Below are 10,572 nucleotides of genomic sequence, written 5' to 3' on the forward strand. Positions count from 1 at the left end.
ACAACGCTGAATGGTGGGGGCTCCCGCACTGGTTGCTGAATGAACCGGAAGCCATTGTGGGAGCGGGCTTGCTCGCGAAGACGGACTGACATTCAACATTGATGTTGACTGATACACCGCCATCGCGAGCAAGCCCGCTCCCACATTTGATCCGGTTTCAGGTCAAACCCGGTGCCAAGCCCCACCCTTTGTAATTACCGTGACCGAGTCCTGACGATGAACACAGAATTTCGTAAACAGCTACCCGGCAGCCATCTGGATTACTTCGACGTCCGCGCGGCAGTCGAAGCCATTGCCCCTGGCGCCTACGACACCCTGCCGTACACCTCGCGCGTGCTGGCGGAAAACCTTGTGCGTCGCTGCGACCCGGCCACGCTCACCGAATCCCTGAAGCAATTCATCGAACGCAAGCGCGACCTCGACTTCCCGTGGTTCCCGGCGCGCGTGGTGTGCCACGACATTCTCGGCCAGACCGCTTTGGTCGACCTCGCCGGCCTGCGTGACGCCATCGCCCTGCAAGGCGGTGACCCGGCACAAGTGAACCCGGTGGTGCCGACCCAATTGATCGTCGACCACTCCCTGGCCRTCGAGCGCGGTGGTTTTGATCCAGAGGCGTTCGAGAAGAACCGCGCCATCGAAGACCGCCGCAACGAAGACCGTTTCCACTTCATCAACTGGACCAAGAAGGCGTTCAAGAACGTCGACGTGATCCCGCCAGGCAACGGCATCATGCACCAGATCAACCTGGAGAAAATGTCTCCGGTGATCCAGGTACGTGACGGCGTGGCGTTCCCCGACACTTGCGTCGGCACCGACAGCCATACCCCGCACGTTGATGCGCTGGGCGTGATTGCTATCGGCGTCGGTGGTCTTGAAGCCGAGAGCGTGATGCTCGGTCGTGCTTCCTGGATGCGTCTGCCAGAAAGCGTCGGCGTCGAATTGACCGGCAAGCTGCAACCGGGCATCACCGCCACCGACATGGTGCTGGCGTTGACCGAGTTCCTGCGTCAGCAAAAAGTGGTTGGCGCATGGCTGGAGTTCTTCGGTGAAGGCGCTGCGGCGCTGACCCTGGGCGACCGCGCAACCATTTCCAACATGGCCCCGGAATACGGCGCCACGGCCGCGATGTTCTACATCGACCAGCAGACCATCGACTACCTCAAGCTCACCGGCCGTGAAGACGATCAGGTGCAACTGGTCGAGAATTACGCCAAGGTCACTGGCCTGTGGGCTGATAGCCTGAAGGGCGCGCAATACGAGCGCGGCTTGACCTTCGATTTGTCCTCGGTAGTGCGCAATATGGCCGGCCCGAGCAACCCGCACGCCCGTGTGGCGACGTCGGATCTGGCCGCCAAAGGCATCTCCGGTCAGTGGGATGACGTGCCTGGCCAAATGCCGGACGGCGCTGTAATCATCGCGGCCATCACCAGCTGCACCAACACCAGCAACCCGCGCAACGTGATCGCTGCGGGCCTGCTGGCGCGCAATGCCAACAAGCTCGGCCTGACCCGCAAGCCTTGGGTGAAATCGTCCCTGGCACCGGGTTCGAAAACCGTCGCGCTGTACCTGGATGAAGCCGGTCTGACCGACGAACTGGAACAGCTTGGCTTCGGCGTCGTCGCCTTCGCCTGCACCACCTGCAACGGTATGTCCGGCGCCCTGGACCCGGTGATCCAGCAAGAGATCATCGATCGCGATCTGTACGCCACTGCCGTCCTGTCCGGTAACCGCAACTTCGACGGCCGGATTCACCCGTACGCCAAGCAAGCGTTCCTCGCTTCGCCGCCGCTGGTGGTCGCTTATGCCATCGCCGGGACCATCCGGTTCGACATCGAAAAAGATGTGCTGGCTGTGGTCGATGGCAAGGAAATCCGCCTGAAAGACATCTGGCCAAGCGACGAAGAAATCGACGCCGTGGTCAAGGCATCGGTGAAGCCTGAGCAGTTCCGTCAGGTCTACATCCCGATGTTCGCCATCCACGAGGACACCGGCCCGAAAGTAGCGCCGCTGTACGACTGGCGCGAAATGAGCACCTACATCCGTCGTCCGCCGTACTGGGAAGGCGCGTTGGCCGGTGCACGTCCGCTCAAGGGCATGCGTCCATTGGCAGTTCTGCCGGACAACATCACCACCGACCATCTGTCGCCGTCGAACGCGATCATGCTGGACAGCGCCGCCGGTGAATACCTGGCGAAAATGGGCCTGCCGGAAGAGGACTTCAACTCTTACGCGACTCACCGTGGTGACCACCTGACCGCACAACGTGCGACCTTCGCCAACCCGAAACTGTTCAACGAAATGGTTCTGGAAAACGGCAAGGTCAAGCAAGGTTCGCTGGCCCGTGTCGAGCCGGAAGGCAAAGTTATGCGCATGTGGGAAGCCATCGAAACCTACATGGAACGCAAGCAGCCGCTGATCATCATCGCCGGCGCCGACTACGGTCAGGGTTCGTCCCGTGACTGGGCGGCCAAAGGCGTACGTCTGGCGGGTGTGGAAGCGATTGCCGCTGAAGGTTTCGAGCGCATTCACCGCACCAACCTGGTGGGCATGGGCGTGTTGCCGCTGGAGTTCAAAGCCGGCACCGACCGTCACACCCTGGGCATCGACGGCAGTGAAACCTACGACGTGATCGGTGAGCGCACACCGCGCGCTGAACTGACGCTGGTGATCCATCGCAAGAATGGCGAACGCGTCGATGTGCCGGTCATGTGCCGCCTAGACACCGCTGAAGAAGTGTCGATCTACGAGGCCGGCGGCGTGTTGCAACGCTTCGCCCAGGACTTCCTCGAAGAGACGGCAGTCGCCGTTTAACACACACGCTGTACGGACACGGGGCTTTAAGTCCCGTGTCTGTTTTCAAGGTAAGGAGTAACGAGCACATGGCTCACGCAGCTCAGATCAAAATCCCTGCCACCTACATGCGTGGCGGCACCAGCAAAGGCGTGTTTTTCAGCCTGAAAGACCTGCCCGAAGTGGCACAAATTCCCGGCCCGGCCCGTGATGCTTTGTTGCTTCGCGTGATCGGCAGCCCCGACCCGTACGACAAGCAAATTGACGGCATGGGCGGCGCAACCTCCAGCACCAGCAAAACCGTGATCCTGTCGAAAAGCATCAAGGCCGATCACGATGTGGATTACCTGTTCGGTCAGGTGTCCATCGACAAGCCATTCGTGGACTGGAGTGGCAACTGCGGCAACCTGACGGCGGCGGTGGGTTCGTTTGCTGTCAGCAACGGCCTGGTGGATGCCAGCCGCATCCCGCATAACGGCGTAGCAATTGTTCGCGTTTGGCAGGCTAACATCGGCAAGACCATCATCGCCCACGTGCCGATCACCAACGGCGAAGTACAGGAAACCGGTGATTTCGAACTCGACGGCGTGACCTTCCCGGCCGCCGAAGTGCAAGTCGAATTCCTCGATCCGGCGGCAGAAGAAGAGGGTGGCGGTGGTTCGATGTTCCCCACTGGCAACCTGGTAGACGACCTCGAAGTACCCGGTGTGGGCACTTTCAAGGCGACCATGATCAATGCCGGCATCCCGACGATTTTCGTCAATGCCGAGGACATCGGTTACACCGGCACCGAACTGCAGGGCGCGATCAACAGCGATCCGAAAGCGCTGGCGATGTTCGAGACGATTCGTGCTTATGGCGCACTGCGCATGGGCCTGATTTCGAATCTCGACGAAGCGGCCAAGCGTCAGCACACCCCGAAGGTGGCCTTCGTGGCCAAACCGGCGGACTACGTGTCGTCCAGCGGCAAAACCATTGCGGCCGCGGATGTCGACCTGCTGGTACGTGCATTGTCGATGGGTAAATTGCACCACGCGATGATGGGCACTGCGGCTGTGGCCATCGGCACGGCAGCGGCCATTACCGGTACGTTGGTGAACCTCGCGGCAGGCGGCATTGAACGCAACGCTGTGCGCTTCGGCCATCCGTCGGGCACGTTGCGTGTTGGCGCCGAGGCCAGCCAGGCGAACGGTGAATGGACCGTGAACAAAGCCATCATGAGCCGCAGTGCGCGGGTATTGATGGAAGGTTTTGTTCGCGTACCGGGCGACTCGTTCTAACCCCTGTGGGAGCGAGCCTGCTCGCGATGACAATAGAGCAGGCGACGCAGAATTACTTGAACCGCCGCTCCACGCCTTTTTCTACGAGAATTTTCGCGGAAATCTCTTCCACCGAAAAATGCGTGGAGTTGATGTGCGGGATGTTCTCGCGGCGGAACAGGTTTTCCACCTCGCGCACTTCAAATTCGCACTGGGCATAGCTTGAATAACGGCTGTTAGGCTTGCGCTCGTTGCGGATCGCGGTGAGGCGGTCCGGGTCGATGGTCAGGCCAAACAGCTTGTGCTGATGGGCGCGCAGGGCGCTTGGCAGGGTCAGGCGCTCCATGTCGTCTTCGGTCAGCGGGTAATTGGCTGCGCGGATGCCGAATTGCATGGCCATGTACAGGCAGGTAGGGGTCTTGCCGCAACGCGACACGCCGACCAGGATCAAATCGGCCTTGTCGTAGTAGTGCGTGCGGGCGCCATCGTCGTTGTCGAGGGCGAAGTTCACCGCCTCGATGCGTTCCATGTAATTGGTGCTTGCACCGATGGAGTGGGATTTGCCCACGGTATAGGAAGAATGCTCGGTCAATTCCTGTTCAAGCGGTGCCAGGAACGTCGAGAAAATGTCGATCATGAAACCATTCGAGGTCGCGAGGATCTCACGGATGTCCTGATTGACGATGGTGTCGAAGATAATCGGCCGGAAACCGTCGGTTTCAGCGGCTTTGTTGATTTGTTGTACCATGGCCCGCGCTTTATCCACGTTATCGATGTACGGTCGCGTGAATTTGCTGAAGGTAATGTTTTCGAACTGCGCCAGGAGGCTTTGACCCAGGGTTTCGGCCGTAATGCCGGTACCGTCGGAAATAAAGAAAGCAGATCGTTTCATTTGCACCTTGGGCCTTAAGCTAATGACGAATCTTGGATATGATAGGCGCGATTTGTCGGCCGCCAGTGGCCCGCATTCTCACTTATTTTCCAGGTCCAGGCCATACAGCCGCAAAACGCTCCTTTGAGCAGCCGGCTTCTGAGCTTTTCCAACACAGTTAGTGGAGAGATCACCTTGGTAGAGTACGTAGTTTCCCTCGATAAGCTCGGCGTCCATGATGTAGAGCACGTAGGGGGCAAGAACGCATCCCTGGGCGAGATGATCAGTAACCTTGCAGGTGCCGGTGTATCGGTGCCCGGTGGCTTCGCCACGACAGCTCAGGCTTATCGTGATTTTCTGGAACTGAGCGGTCTCAACGATCAGATCCACGCTGCCCTCGACGCCCTGGATGTCGACGATGTCAACGCCTTGGCCCGTACCGGCGCCCAGATCCGCCAATGGATCATGGAAGCCGAATTCCCCGAGAAGCTCAACGCCGAGATCCGCACTGCGTTCGCCACGCTGTCGGCCGGCAACCCTGAMATGGCCGTGGCCGTGCGCTCTTCCGCTACCGCCGAAGACTTGCCGGACGCATCCTTCGCCGGTCAGCAGGAAACTTTCCTGAACATCCGTGGTGTCGAAAACGTCATTCGCGCCGCCAAAGAGGTGTTCGCTTCGCTGTTTAACGACCGTGCGATTTCCTACCGCGTGCACCAGGGTTTCGACCACAAACTGGTCGCTCTGTCGGCTGGCGTTCAGCGCATGGTCCGCTCCGAGACCGGCACAGCCGGTGTGATGTTCACCCTCGACACCGAGTCGGGCTTCCGTGACGTGGTGTTCATCACCGGCGCCTACGGCCTGGGTGAAACCGTTGTACAAGGCGCGGTGAACCCGGATGAGTTCTACGTGCACAAAGGCACGCTGGCTGCCGGTCGTCCGGCCATCCTGCGCCGCAACCTGGGCAGCAAAGCCATCAAGATGATCTACGGCGAAGTCGCTACAGCCGGCAAGTCGGTCAAGACCATCGACGTCGACAAGGCGGATCGCGCGCGTTTCTGCCTGAGCGACGCTGAAGTCAGCGAGCTGGCCAAGCAAGCGATGATCATCGAGAAGCACTACAAGTGCCCGATGGACATCGAATGGKCCAAAGACGGCGACGACGGCAAGCTCTACATCGTTCAGGCCCGCCCTGAAACCGTGAAGAGCCGCACCCAGGCCAACGTCATGGAGCGTTACCTGTTGAAAGAAACCGGCACTGTGCTGGTTGAAGGTCGCGCCATCGGCCAGCGCATCGGCGCCGGCAAGGTCCGCATCATCAAGGACGTGTCCGAGATGGACAAAGTCCAGCCGGGCGACGTGCTGGTTTCCGACATGACCGACCCGGACTGGGAGCCGGTCATGAAGCGCGCCAGCGCCATCGTCACCAACCGTGGCGGCCGTACCTGCCACGCGGCGATCATCGCTCGCGAACTGGGCATCCCGGCCGTGGTCGGTTGCGGCAACGCCACCCAGCTGTTGAAAGATGGCCAGGGCGTGACGGTTTCCTGCGCTGAAGGCGACACCGGTTACATCTTCGAAGGCGAGCTGGGCTTCGACATCAAGAAAAACTCCGTTGATGCCATGCCTGACCTGCCGTTCAAGATCATGATGAACGTCGGCAACCCGGACCGCGCCTTCGACTTCGCGCAACTGCCGAACGCCGGGGTGGGCCTGGCCCGTCTGGAATTCATCATCAACCGCATGATTGGTGTTCACCCCAAAGCGCTGTTGAACTATGACGGTCTGCCGCAGGACATCAAGGACAGCGTTGACAAGCGCATCGCCGGATACGACGACCCGGTCGGCTTCTATGTCGACAAGCTGGTCGAAGGCATCAGTACTCTGGCTGCAGCGTTCACGCCGAAAAAGGTCATCGTGCGTCTGTCGGACTTCAAGTCCAACGAATACGCGAACCTGATCGGCGGCAAGCTATACGAGCCGGAAGAAGAAAACCCGATGCTGGGCTTCCGTGGCGCTTCGCGTTACATCAGCGAATCGTTCCGTGACTGCTTCGAGCTCGAGTGCCGCGCCCTCAAGCGTGTGCGCAACGAGATGGGCCTGACCAACGTCGAAATCATGGTGCCGTTCGTCCGTACCCTGGGCGAAGCCAGCCAAGTGATCGATCTGCTGGCCGAAAACGGCCTGGCTCGCGGTGAAAACGGTCTGCGCATCATCATGATGTGTGAACTGCCATCCAACGCGATCCTCGCTGAAGAGTTCCTCGAATTCTTCGACGGCTTCTCGATTGGTTCCAACGACCTGACTCAGCTGACGCTGGGCCTGGACCGTGACTCCGGGATCATCGCGCATCTGTTCGACGAGCGTAATCCGGCGGTCAAGAAGCTGCTGGCCAACGCCATCGCGGCGTGCAACAAGGCTGGCAAGTACATCGGCATTTGCGGTCAGGGTCCTTCGGACCACCCGGACCTGGCCAAGTGGCTGATGGAGCAGGGCATTGAAAGCGTTTCGTTGAACCCCGATTCCGTACTGGAAACCTGGTTCTTCCTGGCTGAAGGTCAGGCTTCGGCGTGATGTGAATGAAGCCCCGGTCAAGTGGCCGGGGCTTTAATTTGAGTAGGGCGGGCTCCAATTGGATGCCGCCCTTTTTTGTGCAAGAGCATTATGCAAAGCAGCAGCAACCTATTTCCTGTCGCCCTGATCAGCGCCGAAAGGCGTGGCGATCTGAGCGAAGATGTTTATCGATTGAAACCGGCCAACAGCCCGGACCCTAGCGTCGAGCTGGCCGTTACCCGCCTGGGCATGGCTGATGGGTCGGCGGGGCGCGGTGTGCCCGTGATTCTGTTGCACGGCAGCTTTTCCAATCGGCGCTTCTGGTTTTCCCCGAAAGGGTTGGGATTGGGTGCGTACCTGACGCGGCTGGGGTTCGACGTGTGGATCCCGGAGATGCGCGGCCATGGCCTGTCCCAGCGCAATCAGAACTACCGCAAGAACCGTGTCGCCGACTACGCTCGTTACGATCTGCCAGCCATTGGCGCGTTTGTGCATGAACAGAGCGGCCAGGTTCCGCACTGGATCGGTCACTCACTGGGCGGTATCACGCTGGCTGCCGCATTGGGCGGTGAGTACATTGGCGAGCCTGTGGTGGCGTCTGCGGCGTTCTTTGGTGCTCAGGTCAGCCGGACCTACTGGCCATTGAAAATTCCACCGGTGGAATGGAGCGGGCGGTTCATTCTCAAGCGCTTTGCGCAGCTGTCCGGTTCACGGCTCAAGCGCGGCCCGGAGGACGAGCCGATTGGCCTGGCCTTGGAAAGCATGCGCTGGTACGGTTTGTTTGGGCGATTCGGCGATACAGACAAGGACTGGTGGGCTGGCCTGGCCAATGTTGCCATGCCGGTGTTGGCCGTGAGCGCCGTTGGCGACAATCAGGACCCGGCGTGGGCATGCCGCAAACTGTTCGACCAGATCGGTTCCGAGCACAAACAGTTCATCAGCCTTGGTCGCGAGCTGGGGTTTGGCGACGATTTTGGTCACGTGGAAATGCTGGTCAGCAAAGCCGCTCAAGCCGAGGTCTGGCCGTTGGTGGCGCGTTGGCTGGGTGATCAACAGACGCCCTTGATGGGCGACAAGCCGGATCTGGCCACGGCAATTTGAAGCCGATGCTCTAACAAGGGCATTCCGCTCTGTTCGGCTTGCGGCTAAGATATGACGCATTGAGCTATTTTGGTCACGTTCGACACCCTCGATTGTCTTCCTCTTTACAGGAGTTTCTCGATGAACCATTACCTCACGCCTGACCTGTGCGACGCCTATCCGGAGCTGGTGCAGGTGCTGGAACCGATGTTCAGCAATTTCGGCGGCCGTGATTCTTTCGGCGGCGAAATCGTGACCATCAAGTGCTTCGAAGACAACTCGCTGGTCAAGGACCAAGCCGAGCTCAAGGGCAATGGCAAGGTGTTGGTGGTCGATGGTGGCGGTTCTCTGCGTCGTGCGCTGCTGGGCGACATGATCGCCGAGAAAGCCGCGAAAAACGGTTGGGAAGGGCTGGTGATCTACGGTTGCATCCGTGACGTCGATGTCATTGCGCAAACGGATCTGGGCGTTCAGGCCCTGGCTAGCCATCCGATGAAAACCGACAAGCGCGGTATCGGCGATCTCAACGTGCCGGTGACTTTTGCGGGTGTGACGTTCCATCCAGGCCATTACATTTACGCGGACAACAACGGCGTGATCATTTCGCCAAGCCCGCTGAAAATGCCTGAATAAGTCAAAACCAACAAAGGGATGCGGATGTTCGAGGAAGAAAACGCGCAGTGGGGCCTGGTGCATGCCCTGGTGCTGGACGGTAAAGGCGGCGCGCGTTCGATAGCCCGGACTGAACTCGATGACTTGCAGCTACAGGCTCATGAAAGCTTGTGGCTGCACTGGGATCGCAGTCATCCACAAACCCAGACCTGGCTGCGTAAATCCAGTGGTCTGAGTGAATTCAGCTGTGACCTTTTACTCGAAGAAAACACCCGGCCGCGCCTGTTGCCCCTGCCGGACGCAGAACTGTTGCTGTTTCTGCGTGGGGTCAACCTGAACCCGGGCGCGGAACCGGAAGACATGGTCTCGGTGCGGATTTTCGCCTCGGCCCAGCGCGTTATCTCCTTGCGTTTGCGACCTTTGCGCGCCACCGATGAGTTGCTGGTGCAACTTACCGATGGCAAAGGACCGAAAACCGCCTCCGAACTCGTGCTGTATATGGCGCAGTACCTCACCAACAAAGTGCAAGATCTGGTCAGTTGCCTCTCGGAAGTGGTCGATGAGGAGGAAGAAAAACTGGATACCGACGAACGGTATACTCCTGAGCACGGCACCATTTTGCAGATCCGCCGCAGGGCCGCCGCGCTGAAACGTTTCCTTGCCCCACAACGTGAAATTTTCGGACAATTGACGCGGATCAAACTGCCCTGGTTTGTCGACGACGATGGCGATTACTGGAACGAATTGAACAACAGCCTGACCCGCTACCTGGAAGAGCTGGAATTGACCCGGGAGCGTGTGGGGCTGGTCCTTGAGGCTGAAGACAGACGCTTGAGCGTGCGCATGAATCGCACGATGTACCGCTTCGGGATCATCACCGGGATCTTTTTGCCGATGAGTTTTCTGGCTGGTCTTTTGGGGATCAACGTGGGGGGTATTCCGTTCTCTGACAGCCCCTATGGCTTCCTGGTTGCGTGCCTGATGATGGTCTCGGTGGCGCTTGGGCAGTGGTGGTTATTTCGACGTTTGCGTTGGGTCTGAGCTTGAGTCATGTGACCCGAGCAAATTTGACCGCGTCTTTCACAGACATCACGAGAGGTGCGTATGCACGATCCGTTTGAACAGTCTTTGCGTGACATGCTCAATGCATCACCCTCCACCCGGGACGATGATGCGTGCCTTGGGCGTGTACTGAAAACCGCCAACCGCCAGGTCGGCGCCGGTGATCTGTTCAGTCTCTTGGGCCGCTGGTTGCCCGCGCTGATGATTGCCCTCAATAACGGCTCGGCTCACGTCTCGCCGGTATCCCGTCTTCGTAAACCTACCGTTCGCACTGCTGATAAGGCTGATTAATATGGAACTTGATCTCTGGACTCAGAGCCTCGTCACTGCAATGACTGCGTTGTGGAC

General features: G+C 59.2%; 8 protein-coding genes. 7 read left to right on the forward strand and 1 reads right to left on the reverse strand.

The window, feature by feature from the left end:
* Positions 1-216: 216 nt before the first annotated feature.
* Together acnD and prpF are read left to right on the forward strand one after the other, a co-directional pair.
* A complete protein-coding gene (gene acnD / locus AC1DRJ_RS13005; protein ID WP_477802506.1) occupies positions 217-2,811 on the forward strand; it encodes a Fe/S-dependent 2-methylisocitrate dehydratase AcnD in 2,595 nt (864 codons plus the stop codon).
* Between the two features lie 68 nt (positions 2,812-2,879).
* The gene (gene prpF / locus AC1DRJ_RS13010) at positions 2,880-4,070 is read left to right on the forward strand and encodes a 2-methylaconitate cis-trans isomerase PrpF (protein ID WP_477802507.1); all 1,191 of its coding nucleotides are present in this window, start codon (positions 2,880-2,882) and stop codon (positions 4,068-4,070) included.
* A gap of 52 nt (positions 4,071-4,122) precedes the next feature.
* Here prpF and ppsR read toward each other — a convergent pair whose 3' ends face one another.
* Positions 4,123-4,941: a posphoenolpyruvate synthetase regulatory kinase/phosphorylase PpsR gene (gene ppsR / locus AC1DRJ_RS13015; RefSeq protein WP_477802508.1), complete on the reverse strand. Its 819-nt coding sequence runs from the start codon at positions 4,939-4,941 to the stop codon at positions 4,123-4,125.
* 174 nt (positions 4,942-5,115) lie between these two features.
* Between ppsR and ppsA the strand changes: the two genes are divergently transcribed.
* The 5 genes from ppsA (at position 5,116) to AC1DRJ_RS13040 (ending at position 10,515) form a co-directional block, all read left to right on the forward strand.
* Positions 5,116-7,491, forward strand: coding sequence for a phosphoenolpyruvate synthase (gene ppsA / locus AC1DRJ_RS13020; protein WP_477802509.1), 2,376 nt, complete (start codon positions 5,116-5,118; stop codon positions 7,489-7,491).
* A 90-nt stretch (positions 7,492-7,581) separates the two neighbouring features.
* Complete coding sequence (locus AC1DRJ_RS13025) at positions 7,582-8,571, forward strand: alpha/beta fold hydrolase (RefSeq protein WP_477802510.1); 990 nt, start codon at positions 7,582-7,584, stop codon at positions 8,569-8,571.
* 120 nt (positions 8,572-8,691) lie between these two features.
* A complete protein-coding gene (gene rraA, locus AC1DRJ_RS13030) occupies positions 8,692-9,183 on the forward strand; it encodes a ribonuclease E activity regulator RraA (RefSeq protein ID WP_007944518.1) in 492 nt (163 codons plus the stop codon).
* Positions 9,184-9,207: 24 nt separating this feature from the next.
* A complete protein-coding gene (locus tag AC1DRJ_RS13035) occupies positions 9,208-10,203 on the forward strand; it encodes a zinc transporter ZntB (RefSeq protein WP_477802511.1) in 996 nt (331 codons plus the stop codon).
* 63 nt (positions 10,204-10,266) lie between these two features.
* Complete coding sequence (locus AC1DRJ_RS13040; protein WP_462021988.1) at positions 10,267-10,515, forward strand: CrfX protein; 249 nt, start codon at positions 10,267-10,269, stop codon at positions 10,513-10,515.
* The last annotated feature ends 57 nt before the right edge of the window (positions 10,516-10,572 follow it).

The sequence above is a fragment of the Pseudomonas sp. P5_B2 genome, from assembly GCF_056400445.1.

Coding starts and splice junctions, on each gene's coding strand:
- prpF (WP_477802507.1), top strand. CDS start 2,880: ATGGCTCACGCAGCTCAGATCAAAATCCCTGCCACCTACATGCGTGGC.
- ppsR (WP_477802508.1), bottom strand. CDS start 4,941: ATGAAACGATCTGCTTTCTTTATTTCCGACGGTACCGGCATTACGGCC.
- AC1DRJ_RS13025 (WP_477802510.1), top strand. CDS start 7,582: ATGCAAAGCAGCAGCAACCTATTTCCTGTCGCCCTGATCAGCGCCGAA.
- rraA (WP_007944518.1), top strand. CDS start 8,692: ATGAACCATTACCTCACGCCTGACCTGTGCGACGCCTATCCGGAGCTG.
- AC1DRJ_RS13035 (WP_477802511.1), top strand. CDS start 9,208: ATGTTCGAGGAAGAAAACGCGCAGTGGGGCCTGGTGCATGCCCTGGTG.
- AC1DRJ_RS13040 (WP_462021988.1), top strand. CDS start 10,267: ATGCACGATCCGTTTGAACAGTCTTTGCGTGACATGCTCAATGCATCA.